The organism is Microbulbifer maximicatervae (SeqCode) (assembly GCF_052467505.1).
This window is the reverse complement of sequence record NZ_CP174313.1, coordinates 175797-200300: the sequence shown is the minus strand read 5'-3', so window position 1 is coordinate 200300 and position 24504 is coordinate 175797. Positions and strand designations below refer to the sequence as shown.

General features: G+C 47.2%; 21 protein-coding genes and 1 tRNA gene. 10 read left to right on the top strand and 12 right to left on the bottom strand.

The annotated features are described in order from the left end of the window. Positions 1-48 precede the first annotated feature (48 nt). Complete coding sequence (ftsH, locus tag ACJJIN_RS00830) at positions 49-2022, bottom strand: ATP-dependent zinc metalloprotease FtsH (RefSeq protein WP_444896514.1); 1974 nt, start codon at positions 2020-2022, stop codon at positions 49-51. 368 nt (positions 2023-2390) lie between these two features. On the opposite strand from ftsH, the gene ACJJIN_RS00825 reads away from it, so the two are divergent. Further along, a tRNA-Arg gene (locus ACJJIN_RS00825) sits at positions 2391-2467 on the top strand. Between the two features lie 815 nt (positions 2468-3282). Here ACJJIN_RS00825 and ACJJIN_RS00820 read toward each other — a convergent pair. From ACJJIN_RS00820 to ACJJIN_RS00790, 7 genes are all read right to left on the bottom strand, one after another. Beyond that, positions 3283-3636, bottom strand: a complete 354-nt coding sequence (locus tag ACJJIN_RS00820; protein ID WP_444896513.1) for a hypothetical protein — start codon at positions 3634-3636, stop codon at positions 3283-3285. 106 nt (positions 3637-3742) lie between these two features. After that, on the bottom strand, positions 3743-4375 hold the full coding sequence (locus tag ACJJIN_RS00815) for an MAE_28990/MAE_18760 family HEPN-like nuclease (RefSeq protein WP_444896512.1): 633 nt from the start codon (positions 4373-4375) through the stop codon (positions 3743-3745). Continuing rightward, complete coding sequence (locus tag ACJJIN_RS00810) at positions 4368-5420, bottom strand: DUF262 domain-containing protein (RefSeq protein WP_444896511.1); 1053 nt, start codon at positions 5418-5420, stop codon at positions 4368-4370. Before ACJJIN_RS00810 ends, ACJJIN_RS00815 begins: the two co-directional genes overlap by 8 nt. A 653-nt stretch (positions 5421-6073) precedes the next feature. Further along, on the bottom strand, positions 6074-6913 hold the full coding sequence (locus ACJJIN_RS00805) for a sulfite exporter TauE/SafE family protein (RefSeq protein ID WP_444896510.1): 840 nt from the start codon (positions 6911-6913) through the stop codon (positions 6074-6076). A 25-nt stretch (positions 6914-6938) separates the two neighbouring features. Continuing rightward, entirely contained in the window at positions 6939-7451 is a 513-nt protein-coding gene (locus ACJJIN_RS00800; protein WP_444896509.1) for a flavin reductase family protein, read from the bottom strand. 25 nt (positions 7452-7476) lie between these two features. Beyond that, entirely contained in the window at positions 7477-8505 is a 1029-nt protein-coding gene (locus ACJJIN_RS00795) for a methionine synthase (RefSeq protein WP_444896508.1), read from the bottom strand. 28 nt (positions 8506-8533) lie between these two features. Continuing rightward, a complete protein-coding gene (locus ACJJIN_RS00790; protein WP_444896507.1) occupies positions 8534-9511 on the bottom strand; it encodes a DUF1852 domain-containing protein in 978 nt (325 codons plus the stop codon). A gap of 152 nt (positions 9512-9663) precedes the next feature. Between ACJJIN_RS00790 and ACJJIN_RS00785 the strand changes: the two genes are divergently transcribed. Beyond that, on the top strand, positions 9664-10566 hold the full coding sequence (locus tag ACJJIN_RS00785; RefSeq protein ID WP_444896506.1) for a LysR family transcriptional regulator: 903 nt from the start codon (positions 9664-9666) through the stop codon (positions 10564-10566). A gap of 179 nt (positions 10567-10745) precedes the next feature. Here the strand turns inward: ACJJIN_RS00785 and ACJJIN_RS00780 are convergent, their stop codons facing one another. Next, positions 10746-11504, bottom strand: coding sequence for a substrate-binding periplasmic protein (locus tag ACJJIN_RS00780; protein WP_444896505.1), 759 nt, complete (start codon positions 11502-11504; stop codon positions 10746-10748). A gap of 145 nt (positions 11505-11649) precedes the next feature. Here ACJJIN_RS00780 and ACJJIN_RS00775 point away from each other — a divergent pair, with 145 nt between their 5' ends. The 8 genes from ACJJIN_RS00775 (at position 11650) to ACJJIN_RS00740 (ending at position 18111) form a co-directional block, all read left to right on the top strand. Then, entirely contained in the window at positions 11650-12111 is a 462-nt protein-coding gene (locus tag ACJJIN_RS00775) for a nuclear transport factor 2 family protein (protein WP_444898216.1), read from the top strand. Further along, positions 12108-12956, top strand: coding sequence for a M90 family metallopeptidase (locus ACJJIN_RS00770; protein ID WP_444896504.1), 849 nt, complete (start codon positions 12108-12110; stop codon positions 12954-12956). Before ACJJIN_RS00775 ends, ACJJIN_RS00770 begins: the two co-directional genes overlap by 4 nt. Before the next feature lie 126 nt (positions 12957-13082). Continuing rightward, the gene (locus ACJJIN_RS00765) at positions 13083-13787 is read left to right on the top strand and encodes a thiaminase II/PqqC family protein (protein ID WP_444896503.1); all 705 of its coding nucleotides are present in this window, start codon (positions 13083-13085) and stop codon (positions 13785-13787) included. Between the two features lie 141 nt (positions 13788-13928). After that, the gene (locus ACJJIN_RS00760) at positions 13929-14414 is read left to right on the top strand and encodes a DUF6892 domain-containing protein (RefSeq protein ID WP_444896502.1); all 486 of its coding nucleotides are present in this window, start codon (positions 13929-13931) and stop codon (positions 14412-14414) included. 260 nt (positions 14415-14674) lie between these two features. Further along, on the top strand, positions 14675-15004 hold the full coding sequence (locus ACJJIN_RS00755) for a YceK/YidQ family lipoprotein (protein WP_413662864.1): 330 nt from the start codon (positions 14675-14677) through the stop codon (positions 15002-15004). A gap of 477 nt (positions 15005-15481) precedes the next feature. Then, positions 15482-16609 carry an acetyltransferase domain-containing protein gene (locus tag ACJJIN_RS00750; protein ID WP_444896501.1) on the top strand — a complete coding sequence of 376 codons (1128 nt, stop codon included), beginning with the start codon at positions 15482-15484 and terminating at the stop codon, positions 16607-16609. Between the two features lie 88 nt (positions 16610-16697). Then, the gene (locus ACJJIN_RS00745) at positions 16698-17171 is read left to right on the top strand and encodes a hypothetical protein (RefSeq protein WP_444896500.1); all 474 of its coding nucleotides are present in this window, start codon (positions 16698-16700) and stop codon (positions 17169-17171) included. Positions 17172-17349: 178 nt separating this feature from the next. Then, positions 17350-18111: a hypothetical protein gene (locus ACJJIN_RS00740; protein ID WP_444896499.1), complete on the top strand. Its 762-nt coding sequence runs from the start codon at positions 17350-17352 to the stop codon at positions 18109-18111. A gap of 40 nt (positions 18112-18151) precedes the next feature. Here the strand turns inward: ACJJIN_RS00740 and ACJJIN_RS00735 are convergent, their stop codons facing one another. The 3 genes from ACJJIN_RS00735 to ACJJIN_RS00725 all read right to left on the bottom strand — a co-directional run bounded on the left by ACJJIN_RS00735 (position 18152) and on the right by ACJJIN_RS00725 (position 24483). Further along, complete coding sequence (locus tag ACJJIN_RS00735) at positions 18152-22159, bottom strand: translocation/assembly module TamB domain-containing protein (protein ID WP_444896498.1); 4008 nt, start codon at positions 22157-22159, stop codon at positions 18152-18154. After that, entirely contained in the window at positions 22159-23958 is a 1800-nt protein-coding gene (locus tag ACJJIN_RS00730; protein WP_444896497.1) for an autotransporter assembly complex protein TamA, read from the bottom strand. Before ACJJIN_RS00730 ends, ACJJIN_RS00735 begins: the two co-directional genes overlap by 1 nt. Before the next feature lie 150 nt (positions 23959-24108). Then, positions 24109-24483: a hypothetical protein gene (locus tag ACJJIN_RS00725; protein WP_108734070.1), complete on the bottom strand. Its 375-nt coding sequence runs from the start codon at positions 24481-24483 to the stop codon at positions 24109-24111. Positions 24484-24504: the final 21 nt, after the last annotated feature.

Below are 24504 nucleotides of genomic sequence, written 5' to 3'. Positions count from 1 at the left end.
TTGACCAGTGGGTCTACCTGGAAAATAAATTTCCATTAAAGCCAGGAGCTATTTCGGCGCAATAGAAGTGTCATCACCACCCGCAGCCACATGGGAAAGTATTTCATTTATTTCCGCTGCATCGAGGGTTTCTTTTTCCAAAAGAGCCCCAGCCAATGCATCTAATTTTTTGCGATTTTTTGTCAGCAACTGATCTACTTTCATCTCAATACCGCTGATCAAAGCAATAATTTCGTCATCAATAATCTCTGAGGTGTGTTCGCTGAAGTCCTTCTGCTGGGCCATCTCGCGCCCCAGGAATATATGCTCCTCTCCCCGGCGGAAAGCAACGGGGCCTAATTTTTCACTCATCCCCCAGTGCGTCACCATGTGACGGGCCAGTCGCGTCGCCTGCTTTAAATCTGCCTCTGCACCAGTGCTCACCTCCTTGAATACCACCCGCTCAGCGACCCTCCCTCCAAGCATTACGCCGATACGATCGCGGAGATAACTGACCTGCATACTGTGATGCTCTTCGGTGGGAATCTGCTCGGTAGCGCCGAGACTGTGCCCCCTGGGGATAATAGTCGCCTTCTCCAAGGGGTCTGCATTGGGCAATAGCGTTGCTACCAGCGCGTGTCCCGCTTCGTGGTATGCGATAATCCGCTTGTCCTCTTCACTGATAACCATTTCGCGCTCGCCACCGAGAACCACTTTATCCCTCGCCCTCAATAAACAATCCATATCCACCGCAGACTTATCTTCTCTCCCTGCCAACAGTGCGGCCTCATTAATCAGGTTTTCCAGATCCGCTCCGGCAAAACCTGCAGTAAGAGCCGCGAGCCGCTCCAGATCCACCTTGCCGTGCAATGGGACATCGCGGGAATGAATCTCAAGAATTTCCTTGCGTGCGGCCTTGTCTGGAAGGTCCAGAGTAATTTTTCGGTCAAAGCGCCCTGGTCTTAGCAGCGCCGCATCGAGAACGTCGGGCCTGTTGGTTGCCGCAACCACCACCACCGCTTCCTGGGGATCAAAGCCATCCATCTCACCAAGAATCTGGTTGAGCGTCTGCTCCCGCTCATCGTGTCCACCACCAACACCCGTCCCCCGCGCCCGGCCGACGGAATCAATCTCATCGATAAAAATAATTGAAGGAGCATCTTTCTTGGCTTCGGCAAACATATCCCGCACACGGGAAGCGCCCACCCCTACAAACATCTCAATAAACTCAGAGCCACTAATACTGAAAAATGGCGCTTCACTCTCACCGGCCAGCGCTTTCGCCATCAGGGTTTTGCCAGTGCCGGGAGGGCCCATCAGTAAAATGCCCCGGGGGATCTTCGCTCCGAGCTTGCGATAGTGCTCCGGGTTCTTGAGGTACCCCGCCACTTCTTGCAGATCCTTTTTCGCATTAGCCAGCCCAGCCACATCATCGAAAGTCACTTGGGACTCGCTGCGCTCAAACCGCTTTGCTGGTGATCGAGCAAAGCCGAAGGGACTGCCGGGAGCCCCACTGGCCATCTTTTCCTGCATTCGCCGCCCCATCCAAACCAGGAGCCCAATAATCAGTATCCAGGGCAGAAGCAGAATCAACATCCGCTGCATAAAGCCCCCTCCCGGAGACTCTGCCAGGATTTCCACCTTCTCCTTTTCCAGAAGGGGCAGCAGTTCGGGGTCTTGAACGGAAGGTAAAATGGTTGTGAAGTGCTCCGACGGTGGAGCCTTTTTTTCTTTCTCGCCAGTGCTTGACGCCGGCAGCTTGCCCGCCTCCGGCTTAAAAGTGCCGCTGACTCTATCTCCCTCGATAACCACGCTGGCAACTTTGCCTTCGGCGACCTCTTTCTTAAAGTCACTGTAAGCTAGCTCAGTCCGCTTGCCAGAAAGCTGCCCGTTAGTGCAGTACTGTACAGTCAGTATTAAAAGGAAAATCCATAGGAAGTACTGAAGCCAATTCAGTGGCCCTTGCGGCACCGGCTTTCCCGATAGCGGTGAAGGAGACTCCCCCTGCGGCAGCTTTCGCTCTTGGTCCTGCTCGTCCGCCATATTTTCTCACTATATCTCTGGAGAAGCCTGCCGCCGGACGATAGACCGGACCTGGCAGTGGGCAATGGAAAAGGTGCGAATCATCGGAATCCCGGTAGAGAGTAATGAGTATAGTTCGCCGCCAATCACACCGAGGAATTTAATGCCTCGCCCCAAGATCACTGGCGCAATTGGTACTCAAGGCAGTATTTTTCAAAGTAAGGCTTGCAAATTGAGGAAAGGCACGGCAGAATTCGCGCCCTGTCGAGACTGGTCGACCGCTCCCAGAGGGCCCCAGAAACTCGATAAGTTGCGGATTTTTAAGGATTTTTTTCAAAAAGAGGTTGACGGCAACGAATCAACTCTCTATAGTTCGCACCCATAACGACGCGCTCGTAGCTCAGCTGGATAGAGTACCTGGCTACGAACCAGGCGGTCGGAGGTTCGAATCCTCCCGAGCGCGCCATACAAAGAAAAGGGCTTACATCTCACGACGTAAGCCCTTTTTTGTTTTGGCTCAAATTAAACTGGGCAATCACTCAAAGCTTGCACATTCAACCAGCCTTTTTTATACCCTTCGCTGCTACCTGATTGATACCTTAACACCTCTTCCATTACTAGCTCCTGACCCTCCCATATTGGTATTGGCGCAAACTCTTCACTGGCGGACTTCAATTGTCCTCAGCGCTAATCAAAAATTTTGCACGCTATCTACCGACCAAGAACAGCCGCTACCACATCATCACTAGCTGGTGTTATTGAGTGATCATCATGATCGAAAATCCTCCCCCTTACATTGAGCCACCACTAACACGAGCCATGAAGTTGCATGTGGATTTGTTATTAGATACTCATCAAGACTTTAGGCCTCTACTTTGTGGTCACCTTCCGGGGGCGGGAAGTCGCAGGTTACGCCGAAAACTTAAGCTTAAGTCCTCACAAGATTCAAAAGTGGAATCTAGGGCGCAACGCATCCCGACTAACTTACTCTCTTTATAATGTGAAGTAGCAGGGATTAACTTGGCTGAAGTGCATGAAGTTGAATTACGATGTCACTTTACACAGGTCTCATTCCCTCCATCTATAGCTCGACTCTCTACTCAACTACCAAAAGACTGCCAATCAAATATTAAACGTACATTTGAAATGTGTCTTTCATGTGTGGAAAAACTAGGAAGCTATTATTTGAAAGCAATTTCACACCCTTGATACATCTAATTGCCTCAGAAGACGATCCATAAAGCCCTAATTTTATTTCACCATCATCGATCATATAGCTCTCTAGGTTTCAACGGTTTTATCCTCTTTAAATTCACATACACTACACAGGTGAGTCCGGATATGAATACCTAGCTTACCCATTTGAGGGTGAGGCTTTGTTGAGATAATTTCAAATGTATTATTTGCGCACTTTGGACATTTAACCCCATCCGCAGACTTTAATTTATGAACTTCATCCTTAAGCTCTGCATTTTCCACCATGAGATCAGAAACTTTCAGTTTGAAATCTGACAATTCGAGACTCAAATCAGCAACCAAATTTTTGATCTCTGCATCTTCAATATTTTTGGCAATATCTCTTAACCGAGATGAAATATTCAACATGTGAACTATTCCAGACAAAACATCAGCCATAACCTTCCTCCTTAAAAGTCCGCTCTAGAACCTCTGAGGCAGACAATTTCATCAACTAAATTCACACCCCAAAATTAAGCTTTTGCTCACACAAAAAACTTGGAGATTAAGCACCAACCCCTTGAAGATAAACTCTGCCCTTATAACTTTCAATAACATTAACGATTAGATCAGATGCAAGCCCTTGAACTAGAAAGCTAAAGTCATCAATATCTTTTTGTACTACTGGAATCGCATAATCTCCATGAGCAATTGCATTCCTGAACAATAAAAGCTTATTTAAACTATCATTGTAGTCATCATCCAAGCAGTTAATCCGCAATTTCTTTAAAATGGAATTAGTTACTTTCAAGTTGGCATTCGATTCAGTATTGACTTTCGTATTAAAAACGACCCTTCTTTGATACATTCCATAAAGATCTTTAGATATTTTTGTGATAGTTTGGAAATTTGTTTTCGAACTCTTAAATTTAACAAGCTGATCTGTTTGATAAGAAATATAATTATCATGCAGCGCACAAAATGTCAGCTCCTCCCTATTGATCTCTTGTAGATAAAGTGAAACCACCTTTTTAAGAAACCCTTCCCACTGGGCGTAAATACTTAAAACTGCCTGCTTTATCAGGAAAATCTTATGCTCCTCATGCATAGAGTAGCGCACATGGATAGTCTTACACTTATACATTTGACTGTAGAGATCATCAATTTCAGAGGCTAATAAATCTTCTAAGTTACTCATACTGCGAGAAAATCTCTAACGCTCGTTTTATACGCTTTTTAGTTCGTTCCTTGTAATTTGATGCAGTTCCCGTTGCCTGCTTAAACGCCTCATCCGACTTCAAAGATTGAATCACCTCTTCCAACTTTTCCTGACTTACAGTTTCATAATAGTCAATATTTTCCGCGACCCCATTAAAAACCCCATCATATAGGCTCGTTGACAGCTGACCATTCAAACCATTTAAAACGTTCCTGCCTAGAGGTCTGACAACCTCTACGACCCGGTTGAAAATGTTTATTTTCTCACCGTATTCAACCGCCCCTTTTGTCGCAAGCCTCATATACTCGGTCATATGTTCTTGCAAGTTTTTCTGAATACCCTGTGAATTTTTAAACAAGGAAAAGAAGCGGAGTACCAGCTCGTCCATGTAAAGCTCATCTTTTTGCTTTTGAGTCGGCTGGATAATAGTTTGGAACGTCTGGTTTACTGCCAGATCCTTAATTAAATTAGTAAATTCAGGAGAGATACCTCTAAATATACAGTTTCTTATTTCTTGCTCTGCGAGGGGAGTGCCGCCAGTATTCAATCTATTAAAAAGCTCGTATCGCATATCATAATTACTATCCCACCTCACCACTTCTATACGACAAACTGATCGTTTAAGATTTAGCTGAAATTTAGTCGGGAGCTCAGCTATCTTTAGCCCTTCAAGCGATCCAACTACATCACCGGGGATCATTTCCCAGTTATTTTTCTCGGGAGTATGTTTCAACATTCCAAAGAATGACAATATCGTAGAGAGCCTTTGAAGACCATCTACAATCTCCCACTTCCCATCTGAATCCTCTGCAACAAATATCGACGGAATTGGAATACCTAACAAAATAGACTCAATGAAACGAGTTTTTTGATAACTATCCCAACGAAATAGACGCTGAAATTCTGGGTCAATTACCAACTCACCGTTTGAGTACATATTCATCAATTCACCAAATGACATGTCAAGACGGTCAGCAGAAAGGCTGTTTCTTCCATTCAGAATTTCTTGCTCTAAATCACTCATTTTTTCTTTTCCAATTTTCCTTGCACAAGAGTTAGTTTTTTAACACTACGATAGACGTCAAGCTTAAACCCTATAGAAGCATAAAAACCCTTATTAGGGCGTCAACCTTACTTTAAAAATCCATTTTCTACTATATGTATAGAAAAATACCCCATGGTAATTTTTCTTTGGATCGATATACTTACCGCTATCCACTATATTATGCGCACCTATACAACCCCAGCACACATTATGAAATTGCCATCGCTGCAATATATCTATATCCAGCCAGGTGGCTGACGACTCTCTACTGAATCGGCGACATTTACCAGCATGCCTGCATCGGCTTGTAGAGTCTTGGTTGTTACGTATAAGCTAGACATTAGATCGGCAGTATCATTGATCTATACGTTGTTCTGATTATCGAGTACAGCAATGATGTATTTAGATATCGCAACTGCTTGGGCACCGCCAGTGATAGGCTAGGTACTTTGCGTAACATTACGCGCGCAATAGTGGTCGTCATCGATGCTATAGGCAAACTGCCAGGCTTCGAATGAGTGCAGATTACAGAGTGAACTTGAGAGAAGAGAAGAATTGAAGCACCCTCCTTGGCGCCTTCGCAGCCAGGCCTACAGCAGACTGTAATCGACGGACTGCTATTCATTAACGCCTCAGAGAATAAAGCTCCCACCCACGCAGAGCAACAGCAAGGCAAACAAGCGCTTAAGCAATCGCGGAGATAACTTGTGAGCCAGGCGCGCTCCAAAACGGGCGAAGAACATGCTGGTGATGGCGATACCAACCATGGCTGGCAGGTAGATAAAACCAAAACTCCACTGCGGCAGTTCAGGTTGCTGCCAACCAATAGCCACAAAACTCAGAGCGCCGACGGCAGCAATCGGCAGACCACAGGCTGAGGAAGTTGCCACTGCTTGCTGCATCGGCACGCTGCGCCAGGTTAGAAAGGGTACTGTCAGTGTGCCGCCGCCGATGCCAAAGATGGCAGAGGCCCAGCCTGTTACCCCGCCGGCCGCTGTCAGCCCCAGCTTGCCGGGAACAGCGCGACTGGCCTTGGGCTTAAGCTCCAGTGCCATTTGAATGGCAATGGTGATAGCAAATACACCGATAATCTTTTGCAGCATCGGCCCCTGGATAGCTGCCGCTGTGAAGGAGCCAAGACTTGCACCGAGAAGAATACCCAGGCTCATCCAGGCAAAAGTTGGCCATAGCACCGCGCCTTTGCGCTGATGCTCCAGAACCGAGTTAATCGAAGTAAAGACAATAGTCGCTAGCGAAGTGCCCACCGCCAAGTGGGTCAGCACATGCGGATCGATACCCTGGGCAGTAAAACTGAATACCAGCACAGGTACGATGATGATGCCACCACCGACACCAAACAAGCCGGCCAGCACCCCAGCCACAGCTCCCAGCAACAGGTAGAGTAGAAATTCCATAAATTCCTCGAATTGATTGATACGGGTTCCTTCTGGAAGCAGGCGATGGGGCCGCATGTCCGCAACCCGTTGCTCACATGTATTACCCGGCTGGGGCCACCGCAGTAAGGTTGCGATATTGGCCTTTGAAATACAGAAGTGGCTGCCTGGCAGCAGCTTTTTGTAGGTTTAACGCCTTCACCTCACCAATCACAATCAGGTGATCTCCGGCGGCGTGTTCAGCATGAATTTCGCAATCAAGCCAGTGTAGGCTGCCGGCGATAATGGGATTCCCCAGCGGCGATTCCTGCCATTCGACCTCGCTCCATTTGTCCGCGCCTTGACGAGCAAATTGGTTGGAAATCTTGACCTGATCATCCGACAGGATATTGACCGAAAATCGGCCTGCCTGGCGAATTTTGGGGTAGCTGTACGAGCTCGACATAACGCTGAATGACACTAATGGCGGGTTCGTCGATACGCTATAAAACGACTGGCAGGTGAAGCCTATCGGCTCACCTTCACAGTGCGATGCGATCACCGTAATACCGGAGGCGTAATGCCCCAGCGCTTCGCGAAAGCGCAATGGTTCTATAGCTGTACTGGAAAGTGACATGGGGACACCTAAATATTGTAGACAGCTAAACCGAGAGCTCTCTTCGAACAATTTCTGCACCTGCACTTAACGCATTGAGCTTACCGTTTGCAACTTGGCGGGATAGAGGCGCCATACCACAGTTCGTACAGGGATAGAGATCCTTAGCATCCACATACTTGAGTGCTTTTCGTATGGTATCGGCTACTTCCTCCGGTATTTCAATCGTGTTGCTTGCCACATCAATAGCGCCCACCATCACTTTTTTACCACGAATAAGCTCAAGGAGATCCATTGGGACATGGGAGTTGTGGCACTCGAGCGAAATCAGATCGATATTGGATTTTTGCAGTTTTGGAAACGCTTCTTCATATTGCCTCCACTCTGACCCCAGAGTTTTCTTCCAGTCTGTATTGGCTTTGATGCCGTAGCCGTAGCAAATATGTACGGCAGTTTGGCATTTCAGCCCCTCAATGGCTTTTTCTAAAGTGGCAATCCCCCAGTCATTCACCTCATCAAAAAACACATTAAATGCGGGCTCATCAAATTGAATAATATCAACACCAGCAGCCTCTAACTCACGCGCTTCCTGATTGAGAATTTTGGCAAATTCCCAGGCGAGCTTTTCGCGGCTTTTGTAGTGGCTATCGTAGAGAGTATCAATCATTGTCATGGGGCCAGGTAATGCCCACTTGATAGCTTGACTGGTTTGCTTGCGTAGAAACTTGGCATCTTGAACAAACACTGGTTGTTGACGAGATACTTCGCCAACAACTGTCGGTACACTCGCTTCATAGCGATTGCGGATTTTAACGGTTTCCCGCTTCTCGAAGTCAACGCCGTTGAGGTGCTCGATAAATGTGGTCACAAAATGCTGGCGGGTTTGCTCCCCGTCACTAACGATATCGATACCGGCTTGTTGTTGCTCTTGTAAGGTCAGGCGCAAGGCATCCTGCTTACCCTCATGTAATTGATCGCCCTGTAATTTCCAGGGAGACCAAAGTTTCTCAGACTCTGCGAGCCAGGATGGTTTGGGCAAGCTTCCAGCGCTTGAAGTTGGCAATAGGCGATTCATGAAAAATAATCTTATCTATATTTGTTAATTAAAGCGCGTAATTAGCGGCCCACTGATCAAGGATACTTCTGTATGGCTTGATAAATTGTTCTTCAGTAAACTTCCCTTGCTTTATAGCCAGCTGGCTACGCTCTTCCCGGTCATAAACAATTTTAGTCAGTGAATAATCCTGGTGCTTCAAGCTGGGCTGATAGCAGGTCCCCGCTACAGAATTTGCATTGTATATTTCAGGTCGATATATCTTTTGAAAGGTCTCCATCGTGCTGATAGTGCCAATAAGCTCAAGATTCGTATAATCACCAAGCAAATCACCTTGGAAGTAAAAAGCCAAAGGGGCAACACTATCCGGCGGCATAAAATAGCGAACCTGCAAACCCATTTTCTCAAAATACTCGTCAGTTAAAGAGTATTCGTCCTGCCGATACTCAACACCGAGTACGGGGTGCTGATTTTCAGTTCGATGATAAGTCTTACTGCTCGATACACTCAGACAAATAACAGGGGGCTTGCTGAAGTTATCCTTGTAGGCACTTGAATTCAGGAACGATTGAAAAATTTTCCCGTGAAGATCGCCATAACCTTCAGGAAGGCTAAACTTGTCTTGCTTCTTGTTATGCTCCAACAACAACACGCTGAAATCATAATCCCGCACATATGAAGAAAAGTTGTTTCCTACTATGCCCTCAATCCGTTGATTGTTTTTATGATCAACAATATTCGTCTTCAACACTTCAATGGTAGGAAAGGCTTCTCCGTTGCCTTCAATATCAATATCAACGGAAATAATATCCAGCTCTACAGAGTAACGATCTGCACTAGGGTTGTCCCAATGCGCCAAGGCATTGAAACGACGATCAATCATTCTCAAGGTGTTGAGCAAGTTATCCCGACGGCTCTCCCCTCTCGCCAAGTTCGCAAAATTGGTGGTGATCCGCGTGCTATCCGCTGGACGATAGTTTTCATCAAAGCGTAAGTTCTTGATGCTGAATGCAAACTCTTTATTCATTGCGGCCTGGTATCCTGATTCCTAAGGCAAAAACTGAGTTCTTTGCTTGGTGATTGACATTGCCAGGCAGGATAAGCCTCTTTATAAATGAACAAAAATGGTATATTTTCAACTATCCATTAATTTTACTCATGGTTTTCTCAGGTAAAGCTATGCTAGAGCGCACGCACTTAACAATAATTCAGGCCGTAGACCATCACGGTTCGCTAACCGCTGCGGCCAAGCACCTTTGCCTAACCCAGTCGGCGCTGAGTCACACGGTACGCAAGCTGGAACAGAACCTCGGGGCCCCTATCTGGTTGCGTGAGGGCCGCAGCTTGCGCTTGACCCAGGCTGGTGAATATCTGCTTGGATTGGCCAACCGTGTCCTGCCACAACTGGAACATGCTGAGAGCAAGCTAAAGCAAATGGCTCAAGGTGAGCGCGGTACCCTGCGTATCGGTATGGAATGCCACCCCTGCTATCAGTGGTTACTGAAAGTAGTGTCGCCATTTCTGGAAGATTGGCCGGACGTGGATGTGGATGTTAAGCAGAAATTCCAGTTTGGAGGTCTCGGCGCTTTACTGGGTTACGAAATCGACCTGCTAGTTACCCCTGACCCTTTCTATAAAGCCGGACTGCGCTTCGATCCTGTATTTGACTACGAGCAGGTGCTGGTAGTCCCTCGCGATCACCCGATGGCAAAGCGAAAGTACCTGACAGCAGAAGACCTACGGGATCAGGTGTTGTTAACTTACCCCGTGCCGCCGGACCGCCTGGATATCTATACCCAGTTTCTCAACCCTGCGGGCGTGGTGCCACTGCGCCACAAGACCAGTGAAACTACCGATATCATGTTACAGATGGTGGCCAGCGGCCGCGGGGTCGCGGCCCTGCCGCGCTGGCTTGCAGAGGAGTACTCTACCAAGCTGGCGCTATCGGTGGTGCGCCTCGGACGACAGGGTATTGCCAAACAGATTTTCTTAGGAACTCGTGAAGACGACAGCGAAGTTGAATACCTGAGCGCTTTTATTAAACTGGCCAGAGGTTATGAGCACTCAGAAACTGGGAAATAAGACCGATAAGATTTATCGATAACCCCGCAAGAGTTCATTAAGCAGCAAGTTTCTATTTGCCGACAACGAACTAGATGCAGTAGGTCCGAACCCGTCCCACTACACCAAACAAGAAAGGCCTAAATCATAAGATCCAGGCCCCTTCTTTCTCGATTAATTGTTCCGCAGTTTCAGGCTATCTACTTACAAATATCCTGCTTTTGCACCACATCGTATTTCTGCAATAGGGCTTTGTAGCGGCCACTGCTGCACAGCTCTGCCAGCCCGCGATTAAAGTCATCTCGCACTTTTTCATCGCGGAAACCGACTCGAAAGTCTGTCATCATCGGGAATATCTGGAATAGGTCAACCTGAGCCATGGTATGACCCATTTTATTGCTGTAGTACTTAAATAGCTCCATATCAACCACGGCGACCGCATCTGGCATTTTCCAGAATTGGGCAACCAGGTCACGAGCTGTTGGCGCCTGCATAACATTCTGTTTCTGGGTGCCATTGGGCCCAAACATTTTTTCAAATTCGGGCCCAAGATCCATGGGAGCTCCCTGCCAAGTGATCACTTTCTTACCCGCAAGATCTGCAATACTGCCAATCTTCATTTCTGCACTGGCTTTGGCAATGGCATAGTTGGCAAAGCTGATCATATTGTTCGAGTAAAATAGGCCATCATTCTTCTTGAGTACATTCACCGCTGCCTGAACCATACCCTGCTCAAGTGCTGGAGCCGTCTCCGCAAACCCCATCTGTACGAACTCCAACTTATAGCCAGGGAGAGCTTGCCGAACGATATCTATTTCCAAACCACTGGTCGCACCGTCAATCACATAGGGCGGAGCATCCCCGGCGATCGCCACTTTTAACGGGGTTTCACCGGACTGGGCCAGCACCTGGGTACAGACTCCAAACATCAAGATAAGAAGGGCCAATAGCGAACGCATAAGCTTCTCCACAGTGACAGGAAAATCACCCAGACGCTCTAAGTGTTGGCAGACATCCCCCATTTATCAAGCTTCGCTTCCGCATAACTCTATCCATCCGAAACCTTGAATTCGGCAGTAAACTCCCCATTCTAAAACCAGGCAAATAGTAATTTGCTGCAACTGGGGCATACCGGGTAAAACAGAGATACATGAGATTGCCGATATTCTGATTGAGAATGAAACAAAGCTGCATCAGTTCGAGATACGCAAAGACCCTGAAGTCATTAGCAGGCTACTAAGCCCTGATTTTATAGAGGTAGGGAAATCCGGGCGGACCTTTGATTTCAAGGCAATAGTGCGATCAATGCAACAGGAGGAAAATACGGGCTGGGAAATTCACAGCCAAAACTATGAATGCATTCCTCTCTCTGACACAGTCATTATGCTGTTGTATAAATCTGCACGGCGAGGCCAACTAGGGGAGTACAAGGGGTTTTGTAAGCGATCATCTATTTGGGTTAGAAGTAAAGGGCAGTGGCAAATGAAATTTCACCAGGGGACTCCCTGCCAAGAATTTAAGCTGGAAGATAATATCTCATGCAAACAACCGGCATTTAAGCTGTGAGTGCTTTTATCGCAATTATCCTGCTGGCCCTGGCGATATGGCTGGTTCCCCACTTCTACCGACAGTGGCGCATTTTTTACCTGCGCTCACAACCCTTAACACGGGAACAGCTACAACTCATTAGGGAAAATCTTCCTCTCTATCACTACCTTAACTCCAATCAACAGCAAGAGTTATGCAGTAATATCGCCCTATTTCTCCACGGCAAAGAGTTTGTCGGTTGCGAGGGGCTTCAGGTCAATGAACGCATGAAGGTGGCTATCGCTGCCCATGCCTGCCTACTCCTATTGGGCCGCAAGAATGAATGCTACCCCAACCTTTACAGCCTGTTGCTCTACCCGGACACCTATGTCGCTCACGAAACACGTCGGGAAGGCTATATAGAAACAGCCAGGCACAGTGCCCGTGAAGGGGAGGCACATTATCGTGGACCCGTAGTCCTCTCCTGGGGAGACCTGGAGAAAGATTTACAATCGCCTGAACGGGGCCACAATGTCGCCCTGCACGAGTTCGCCCACAAAGTCGATGAAGAGGATGGTTACTTTGATGGCCGCCCTCTATTTGAAAGCAGTGATGAAGGGGCCGCCTGGGCTGAGGTTATGAGCCGGGAATTCCACCGCTTGAGACAAAGAGCTGAATTCGGTGAGTTTCCTGGTGATACACCCTCTGTGCTCGATTTATACGGCGCCCAGTCTCCCGCTGAGTTCTTTGCTGTAGCAACAGAAAGTTTCTATACGATCCCAACGGCTATGCACGCCTTACACCCGGAGCTCTATAAGGAGTTAAGTCATTTCTATCGAATTGATCCCGCCGAACTAATACGCGGAAAAAGTACCGTGGCCTGACAAATACGCTACCAGTCCGGTTTCTGTCCTCCTGCTATGCTTATTTCGTGCACCAGCGGAGTTGGAATAGTGGCCAATACGCATTGTTTAAGATTCGCTCTTGTGGGATTGGTTGTTCTTTTGGCCATGACTCAACCGGCCACAGCAGATATCGCCACAAACCAACAGGATGCAAAGGCTCTGATAGAGCGCCTTGAAAAACTGTATCTCAAGGGCCCTACTCCTGTCTTTGTTCTACAGCTGGAAAAAAATACTCTACCGGACGCTAAGTTACAGGCTTTCGCAATGGAGCAACGCCTTATTAACTTATCGGACTTGAGAAGTAATGCACTATCTCTGCATCGTTTTGGTGGCTTACCGGGACATAGTACCAGAGCATTTTTTACTCGAATTACGACAGCAGAAATTCAAGCTAATACCCTGTTACCTAACCTAATTCAAGCATTGGGCATCTCACCCGAGCAGATCGCCCAATACCAACCACTCGCAGGTGCCCAAGCCTATCCAGCCTATACTACCTGGCTAGCCAACTACGCTACACCCGCCGAAATTGCCGCTGCCCTGTTAATCAACTTTCAGAGTTTTGGCAAAAATGCTGAGCGCGTTGCAAAAGCTCTCAAACAAAATAAACGCTTTACCAATGAACAGCTCAGTTTCTTAATGACTTTTAGCCAACTTCCAGAAGGGTTCAGGGAACAGGCTATCGATATAATTGCAAGAGGACTAGCTTCAGGTGTTCGAGAAAATGATATTGCCATTCGCGTGCGGTTAATCCAAGCCTATGAGCGGGAGTTTTGGCGGGCATTTGAAACAAGCAACATTCGCAATTAGTACGATAACTCAAATCCTCCAACTTTCCGACATTACTTAACCGCCAAAGAAATACCTAAAATTCTTGACCAACCTAGTAAAAACTACTTTTATTCGTTCAAGCCGAAAGAACTTCCCCTATTACGAAATATATTGTAGACAATGAAAAAAATGGATTTCACAATACTTATATGGGAAGAAAAGGCGGACTTAAAAATGAGCGAATATGCAGAATTCAAAGATGAAAACTTCAGGTTATTAGTCTTGGATAAGTTGATGTACCATTATAAGATAATACAGCCTGAATTCGATATTTTTCAGTTTGCCGATAGTTACACCAAAAGAAATATAGATATAGAAGAAGAAGGGTACGAGCCTATCCCCGAAGCTCTCGACCACTTCCGGTCCATTCCAATTAAGAAAGAATGGCTAAACGATATTACTGACCTTCATCAGGATGGGGGTGGCCATATCTGGTTACAAATCATTCCCTTCTGGTGTGGAACTACTGACGACTTTGATATCCATTCCACCGAAGACACAAACCTCCTACCAAACCTGAAAAAGCTCATACTTTTCTACAATGAAGAAAATCCAGAAATTTTAGAAGATTTCAAAAGAAAAGGCATAGAGGCCAAATGGGTATAACTCTAAAAAATTACTATCAGGCAAAAAATATTTAAATTCTAACCAATATCGTATATCAGTCCGCCCTTTACTTGAAACTAATGTTCTGAGTTTGAGATACCGCCAAGCAGCGACAAAGTAAACCTCAGATGTGAAAATTTTGACTTTCCTCACTTCCAATTGAGTACAGATATTACTTATAGTACACGCAAAATCTGGAACTAATTTAGAAAACACTACTCTATAGCCCCGCAAAAGATCACATCAGCAAGGATTAGTTTGTGAAACGTATTATTTCTTTAGTATCAGCCTCTCTAGTTTGTGTATCATGTGCCACAGTGAAGACAGTTAACCCTAAGAATAATCAGGTAGATATCACTCATAGAGGCCACAAAAGCTATTGCGAAAGTATTCCAAGAGTTTATAGCGGAACCTCTTACTCCTTTTGCTTGCTAAATAGCGAACCCAGTCAGACTGTAAATACTGGATCAACTATCAACCGTGTTCCACTGGTAGCTATAGATGCTGTTTTTTCTGTAGCCGCTGATACCGTTGTTTTGCCGTATACCGTAGTGACTCAGGCGAAGCATGGTAATATCGAAGTAAACTGATATGCTCCACCTGTAGATTAACAATTTTAAAGTAGTTATTAATAAGCCCAACTGAAAAGTCTCTCTTTTAACCACAGAAAAATATTTTTATTGGGAACAGGCCGCGATCACTGATTTTGTCTTACTTTCAAATCCATGATCCGGCCTCTAGCTGCCCCTAGGCTAAAAGCAAAACTAAACAAATTAAATAATATTGATTATTAGGTGGACAAAATTTCTTGGACTTGCCAGAACCAAAATGCCTGCACTATCGTCCCTCCACCTACATATCACACAATTAAAAAGCAATTGGTTGCCTGAAGAATATATGTACAATATGAAAGGCAGACAGCTCCCACCTGCCTCCAAACAACAACAAACAAAGACCAAGAGACATCATTTATAGCTCTCTTTAACTGTCTTATGTTCCAACCTCAAAGTAACAAGAACCCTTAGAGAGAAAACGCTATAGAACTCACTAACTTTGGAGATAACAAATTGCGATATCCAGCAATAGACATCACTAGAGGTATATTAGTAATTATTATGGCCCTCGATCATACTCGAGATTATTGGACTTCGACTCAGTTTGACCCATTGGACCTATCCCAATCCTCCATCGCTTTGTTTTTAACTCGTTGGATCACGCATATATGTGCCCCTGGATTTATATTTCTTACAGGATTGAGTGCCTACTTTCACGGTAAAAAACTTAACTCCAAGCCGGAGTTGGCAAAATTCTTAATACTTCGAGGGTTAGTACTAGTTATCCTCGAACTAACCTTGGTAAACCTCTCTTGGCAGTTTGCTTATAATTACGCTTTTGTACAGGTAATCTGGGCCCTGGGCGTATCCATGATCATACTGGCGGGCTTAATCTATTTGCCAATGATATGGACCACCATCGTTTGCCTGGCCGTAATATCCTTACATGGATACCTGAATGATGACTTCATGCGCCAGCTATTAGGTGGCTATGAATGGCTTTGGATTCTTGCGCATGTACGCACTAGTTTTAGACTTTTCGAGTTCAACACCGGTATTTTTGCTGCTTACAATATTATTCCCCTCTTTGCTCTTATGTACCTTGGCTATGTATTTGGGCCTCTTTACGAGATGGCAAACAAGCAACGAGTGCGTCTACTAATAACAACAGCAACTGCGCTATCAATTATATTTATTGCAGTTAGACTAATAGGCTTTGGCGACCCCAATGATTGGAATTCACAGCAGGGGCTTCCGGGCTTTATCAACACCGCCAAATACCCAATGTCGTTCAGCTATATCCTTATGACAATGAGTATAGTTTTCTTGATCATGGCTATCGTTGAAAATCGGCAAAACCGAATACTGGATGTATTGCTCCTCTTTGGGCAGGCCTCATTGTTCTTCTATTTACTCCATGTCCCAGTGATCAATCTGTCCGCACATCTATGGAGCTACTTAGAGTTTGGAGTAGCAACCAATTTCTTCAACGGCCCCAAAGTATGGCCTGAGGGCTACACACCTAACTTACTGAGAACCTATACTTACTGGATTGCTCTGATAGCGATACTTTACTATCCCTGCAAGAAATATCTTCAAAAGAAAAAAGAAAGTGGATCGGTGATATACTCCTACGTATAACTCTCGGCACAACTTTATTTCGCATATTAAAAATTCTACTCTGGGGTGAGCAAAGCCCCAGAGTTACCTCCCAATCAGGACGATATAGATGTTGCAAAAAATAGACCAATGGATTGATCAAATACTGATAGACTTCAAAGAAGAGAGACAATCTTGCGCAAGGTTCACAGAGAAGTTTTCAGGGTATTATACGGAAGAATTTCTTAGCAAAAGCTACTTTGTAGTGGTTGATAATATTCCAAAACCGAGGTTTCCCGAGCTCTACCAGGCTGGCCTGGGTGACTTTGTCGACATGGAAGTAGCCGGTATCACTTACAAAGATACCTACTTTGTCAAAACACCTTTTGCTGCGGACATTTCCCTCCATTTCCATGAGTTAGTCCATGTCCACCAATGGTCTCTCTTGGGAGCAGAGTCATTTATCAAACGTTATATCAGTGAAATGCAGACCTACGGCTACAACGGTGCACCTCTGGAAAAAATGGCCTACAGCCTGCAAGATAGATTTATGGACAATTGCACTCCAACAGATGTTTTAAGTTACATTCAGAATCATTTGTAAGTACTCAATGATCATTGGACTTCATCTATAAAAAGGTTACCTTCTGGATAAGTGAAAGTGACCTTTGTGCTACCAGCCAAAATTGATCTTATTGACAGGCTAAACATTTCTACTAAAGCCTGATCATCAAGACACAAACTATAATTTATTAAGTTTTATAGTTTGCAAGCTCCACACCATGCTACAAGCAACCCGACTCTTCCTGATTTTTGCTGCCCTATCCACCTTAAATCTGGCATCAGCAACAACATGTAAGCCCATATTCAATCACCAAGATGACAAAGTGGCCAAAAACAATCGCTGCACCAAAATCAGCTTTCAACCAAGTAATACGGAAGGATCTGCTGTTATTATTATGGATGAGGACACCAAAGGCTCCTGCGCTTATACATCTGCGGTTCTATGCGGGAATACCGAGATTAGAATGAAAGATATTTCTGCAATTGACTTTAAGGTTGACGTGCCTCCAGGTAAGTGCGGCGCTAAAGAGTGGATTGCCGTTTATATGTTTCCCTGGTGTGAACAACCCGGTGGATGTTGGGCCGGGGGGCAGCGGGAAGTCGATTTTGTAGAAACAACAGGCTCCAATGATCCGGGAGGTTTCGCTTCCAATTGGGGAGGGCTTCCCAAACAGGCGGCGTGGACAAGCCAAACAGGTCCCCTACAGGTGAAGAGTGGTGCCCTACAGCATATAACTTTTACATCCAGGAAAATCATATCGGGTGAAGCTAGTGGAACCTATCAATGGGATATAAGAGTGTGTGAAGCATCTGCGTCCAAGTGCGATCATTCAAATCAGCTTTGGCATGCCTACCGGGAAAAGGGGCCTGCAATTTTTGATGAATCCATGATGATCGTGATCGACAACTGGGGCGTCAACAATCCACCCCAGCCAGGTTGCACGTTAAAAATAACGGATATGCTAATCACCAAATATTAACGATGCTTCTTACAACGATAGGGGGTTAGTGGCGAAAACCCTAATAATCTTTTTTCCACTGTAACTCTACACTACCGGAACCGCTGTCACCGTCATCGGCACTTTTAAACTCCAGGTTGAGGTTATCCCGAAGTTCTATTTGCATCTCCGCCTGCCATGGACTGAGAGGATCGGTACTTCTCTGTAATTCCACATAAATTCGATTGGTAATATATTTGCCCAAGCTCAATGCGTACTCATCACCTTCGTCTCCCTCCTCCTGCTCAATATTGAGTGTATCCAGGTGCAACAGCTCGCGTGTCTTGGCGATAGGATCCAATACCGCTCGACCCGACTGCAAACTGCGTACGACACTAACTAAACGAACAGCTTGTAAAGGTGAAATATCTGATAATGACTTCCCAAAAAGCAACTGCGCCAGAATTTCATCCTGAGAGGCCGAGGGGTCAGAGGTAAATGTAATATCCAAGTCCGCAGCAGTGCCTGATATCTGCGCGGTTATTTCTCCATCGCTATATTCATAGACACCTTCAACCAGGATAGCGACCTCATTATTCTCGAAGCGAATTTCTCCATCTTCCAGATCAAATTTCTTACCGAATAAATCAAAGCTGCCGCGAACAATTGTTAATTCGCCGGAGGCTTTTGGCTTATCTGCGGTGCCTCGAATATCCACCACGCCGCGCAATTGGGAATTTAAGCCAAGTCCGCGCACATAGGATTGTTGGTCCAAAACAATCTCTACATCCAATCCAATTTTGCTAAACAAGGGAGAAGATCGCTGCACCTGTGGGCCATCGACCTGAACTTCCACCACCTGGATTTCTGGAACACTGCTGCCGATCCATTGCTCAATCTGTACAGCCAGCGGCTTCAAAGTGAATCGCCCGGTAATTTCTGCATCCTGGGTTGAGCCCGACAAACGGGCATCACCGGATATTGCACCGCGTACTCCCGGTGAGTTCAGCAAGTGGGCCCGACTGAGGCTTAATACGATATCAAAACTGGGCGAGCTATCCGGAAGTAAAAAGACCGCCCCTCCCAGATTTATCCGCCCACCATCACCATCGGTAGCGCTTCCTCGTACAATCCGCCACTCCTCAGGAGACAGCTGCGCGTAGAAGTTAATATCCGCAATGCGAGTATGGCTCGGTCGGTGCTCATAGCGACCATTACTCAATTCGATATCGCCGGTTAATAGAGGACGCTGCCAATTTCCGGTACCGTCAACATTGAAACTGAGCAAACCGCGCATACGGTGGACACGGGGATCAATATATTCCGCAATCACTGACAAATCGGCCATACCGCGCCCCTGCAATTGAAAGGGCACATTTCGCAGGCCACCAGTTTGATTATTCTCAGCAAATAGTTGCTCGAAGATCGGCGCAATCAAGACACTTACTTGGCTATTTACCGCGTTGCTACCGCCGTGTTGGGCAATCAGGGATGCATCCAGCTCTCCATTCTCTGTCTGCCAATCCAATACTATCGAAAGCGGTTGAACCTGGATTCCGCGCTGCCCTCGCCCCAGGGCTTCTCCAGTAGCGCGCAACTCCCCTTGGAATTCAGGCTGCTTGGGACTTCCACCAATACTGGCATAAAGGCTGACATCACCATTACCCGCCCTACCGCTGGAAAAACTATTCGCCAAATCCGATAGATCACCCTGGCCGCGCAACTCTAAATCCAGTCGCTCTGCATTCAAGCTACCCAGTATCGATAATTGGTTGCGACCCGCCCATAGCAGCTCGATACCATCAGTTACCAGGCTCCTGTCTGCATAGTCCAAAGTACCCTGTACATGCCAGGGCTCCAGATGAAATTCTCCCTGGGCGATCAGGTTGGCTTTAATCTGCGGGTTTGAAATAGCCCCATCAACCCTGCCATCCAAGCTCAACTCCCCTTCAAGGGAGTTAGGGAGAGAGAGACCGACAATATCTACCAGGAACAGCGGTAGATTGCGCGCGCCCATATCAATTTGTAATCGGTCTTGCCGAGGTTCGATAGAACCATCGGCCTGCAGCAATGCCACCCCCACCCGACCCAGCTGCTGGGCATCTTCAGCGAGGGCTGTCAGGCGGCTTTGGCTCTGTAGGGGCTCCGGCTCCCCTTTATCAAAACCTGAGGCAATCACGGGGGACTGAGGGCCTCTGCTTGAGGATGAACCAAACTGGTTGCCATTGCCGTTGGTAAATAACTCCAATCGCAGGTCACTGACCTCTATCAGGTCCATATCGCCACTGGCTTCCCCTTTTAAGTTAAAGGGGTAATCCTGCGCGACGCCATTGGAATCCAGTAAAATACTTACCTGGGGATTACTCCACTCCCCCTGGACCGTTACTTCGGAAGATCCCCCTAGGCTTACCCCCTCTGCTGCGGCAACTCCAAGGTCATCGCGCAAACTGATATTTTTGCCGTCGATCTGCCCGTGTAAATCCAGCTGCTTCTGTTCAATATCAAGCTGACCGATCACTTCCAGATTTAGCTTCTCACCGGTAAACACCAATTCATCAATGGTCAGCGCGTGCAGGTTTCCACTTATCGCCGCCGACAACTCACCCTGTAAGTCGTGGTAAACACTCACTGCACTCAGGGACAAATTGAGGTTTGGGTTTTTCCATGAGCCGATGGCCTCAACACGCAACTGGTGCAAGGTGCCGGATAAAGCAGTGGGGATATCTACCCTATCAGCCCGGGGTAGCGAAGCTGCAAGCCGGCGAATTTCTTCAACTCCCAACTCATCAATCTCTCCCACCAAATCCAGTGCTTTCAAATTCATATCTACACTACCGAGCACTTCGATCCGTGCACCGGCAAAGTGTAAAGACAAGGCTTGCAAGTCAATCACACCTGCCTGGGTATCGACCCGGCCTTCCAATTGCAGGGGCTGCTGCCGATAGCTGCTTTCCACTTGTAAGCTGCCATTAATATTCGGCTGTTGCAGGGAGCCCTGCACTGAAAAATCTGCGCTGAGCCAACCACTGTCCAGGATATCCTGCCAAGGGCGGGAAAGCGTTAGCGGGATTTGATTGAGATTAACTGTCCCATTGACACCGTCCGCGCTAATGTTGCCTTTAATCGTACTGCGCCGCTCATCCACTCGCAGCCAAATCCCCGTTGAAGATAAGCGCCAGGGGTTAATATCGGCTTCGATACTCCCTGTCAGATCCAGCTGATGTTCTGCTAGAGGAGCTGCGATCGAATTAATATCCAGCAGCAGTTTTTCACCCTGCTTACGCAGGGATAATTCGCCGCGAGCATCCAATACCTGATTTTCCGGCAGATGCAGCTGTCGGCTGACAAACCCCTGGCCCACCTCACTGGTAGAGAAATCGATTACAAAGCGCTCGCCCTGCATCCGGCCATTTACAGTGAGATTAAACTCGGAACCATTCAGCTCACTCACTTCGATAAATAGCTGCGCCGGTTTATCCTGCCAGCGGTATTGGGCGTCAGCCTGAATAGCAACAGGGGGAATCCCCGTCAACCGGCTGTCCACCAATTGCAGGCGAGCTATATCCAGCTGCGCCAAACGAAACCCAGGAACTAGCAACTCCCAAGTAGTCGATGGCTGCTCCTCACTGACAACTTCAACCTCCTCTTCGCCGGAATCTGCCAGCGCAGAGAGAAGTTCATTGAGGATATTCAGGTTGAGCAGTAAATCTTTGGCCCCCACTCGCTCGATATCGATGGGATTTCGGGACAAGCTGTTGAGATTAACTTCCAGGTCCTGGGCTTCGGCAAGCGTATTAGCTCGATAGTCAATTCTCAGTCGCTCGAAAAACCAAAATCCTAATTTTTCACTGCGAATTCCCTCTGCCTCAATTTCGAGGTCGTCCACCAGTTGCTCGGCAGCGTAAAAAGCCCCACGAGTAAGGCCGACGCGCCCCGGTTCCGTGCTGAGGAAATAGATAGCGGACATCAGGAGGAACAGACAAATGCCTGTTACCAGGGAACCCCCAGCACCCAGAGAGCGCCAGAGCCCACGCAGGAAAGCACCCACCCAGTGGGCAACGCCCAGCGCAAACAGGCCCAACCAGCGCATCAGAATGCCTGCCCCAAGCTCACATACACCTGATAGCGATCATCGATGCCCTCACGGCGATCGAGAGGAAAGGCGATGTCCATGCGGATAGGGGCAAAGGAGGTGATATAGCGCACGCCAAAACCCGTTCCCCAAAACAGGTCGGAAAACTTGGGCGCTGCGTCCTCATAGGCATTGCCGCCATCGAGAAAAATCACACCTCCCCAGGTATCCGTAAAACGAAAACGGCCCTCAAAAGAAATCTCGCTAAGTCCCCGACCACCGATAGCATCGGAGAGGGTTTCCTCACCCTCATCATTAATCTCAACAAGTCGCGGACCCAACTCCTGGTAACCATAACCCCGCACGGAGCCACCGCCACCGGCATAAAAGCGCTCATCCGCAGGCAGCTCAAGATTCGACTCTCCTGTAATTGCCCCGGCTTTCAACCTTATTGCCAAGGTGGGCTTATAACGCCAGTCATCGGCTGTTTTATACGCAGTGAGCTGTAGGGTATTTTTAATAAAGGTGGTGTTGGTATTTCTAAGATCGATATAGGGTTTTACTTCCAACGCAGAAGTGGCGCCACGGCGGGCATCCAGGGGTTTGTCTGTCGTGTTTAATTTAAAGCCCAAGGGGAAAGCTAACAGCGTGTAGTTTTCATCGGGATCATCTGCTTCAACTGCCCCTTCCACCTTCTCGTCCACTTCACTGAATTTCAGCTCAGCGCCACCACTCAGCGTGCGATGCTTACTGATTTTTCTCGATACCAGTGCACTGAATGTCAGGGACTCTGAACGGTAGGAATCAACATCCTCTCCTTCCAAAGCAATACTGGCGGTCAAGCGTTGCTTGTCATGGAAGAAACGGGGAATAGTGAGCTTGCCTTCCAGGGTTTGCTTTACCTCGTTCAGCTTACTTTCGACTTCAATTTTTTCCCCACGATGGAAAACATTGCGGTGTTCCCAGGCTGCTGAAATACCGGCTCCCTCATCGGAGGTGTACCCCACCCCCAAGGTTATGGTGCGGTGATTGCGCTCCTGAATAACAAAAGTAACATCCACCAACCCATCGTAGGGTTCAGAAACTTCAGTATTCACATTGGCAATTAAGTTGGTGCGCAGCAGACGCAACTGCGCAGCATCCAGTTTACTGCGGCTGAAGCAATCTCCGGATTTAATCTTGACCTTATCCAACAGGTAGTCCTCTTCGATAGAGGTGACTCCTTCAATGCGGACTTGGCCAACATGGACTTCGGGACTGGGGGCCACCCGATATTCCAGTCTCGCAGCAGCTTCCCGGTGAATCACCGTTGCCTGGTAGCTGACATCCACATTCAGCAGACAGGCATTTTCATTGAGGTACTTGGTAATTTTTTCTACGCCCTCAAGTACCTTGCTGGCAATCAGGGGATCTCCAACATGGATAGGTAAGCCGCTAAAGCCTGCCCGCAAACCGGCCGGCATATTAATATCCAGGCTCTTGATATGGTACTGGGGGCCGGGAGTGACACTATAGAAAATTTGGTTGCCAGAAACAGACTCATACACAGTGGCATCATAATATCCCTGCGCACGCAGTAATTTTTCCAGGTTACCCCGCTCATAGTGCGCAATATCCGCCGGATCATCGTAGTTTTCCAGAGCACTACTGTTCTTGCGCAACTCGTTGAGTTCGGAGGTCAATTTTTCCTGCAGCTGAGGATCGCCCTGCACCAGCAGGGTAAAACCCGGCAAGCGATCAAAAAATGGGATGGCTGCTGCCAGCTGCATTGGCAGCGCTAGAAGGGCAACAAGTAGGGAGACAAAGAGAATTCGCAAGATCTTTATCCAATGTCAGTAGCGGCTACTCCGCAAAAAATCCGGGTATCCGTTCCCTCCGTAGGCTGGAATATCCAGCTGATGACAACAGCTGGGATAATTAAATCGACTTATTGAGCAGCCAATAAGCCGATTCGGCGTTTGGGACTTCTATGGCTGTGTGCCTTGGCTGGGCATTAAGGGATTACAATCCTGGATAATCACCCGCCCTTCCAGAATATTTCCTTTGGAATACTCCGTGAAAATACACTGGTTAGTTTTGGGGTTATAATTCTCGATCCACAAATTATCTTCTTTCCAGGTGGCGCCGATATGGCGGTACCCATCGGGCACAGAGATACGCATGACCCCGCCAAAACGCTTCACGAAAACCTGCTCATAGTGAAAGTAGTAGGCAAGCCAGCCGCCAACAAAGAAAACCGCAGCCACGATTGCGCCGATCTTAAGGCTGCCCAGGCGACTGCCGATAAAAAGAGAAGCAATAACCAGGGCAATCACCGCTGCCCAGTACAAATAAGTAACCATGACTGTTTTTCTACCGTAAAT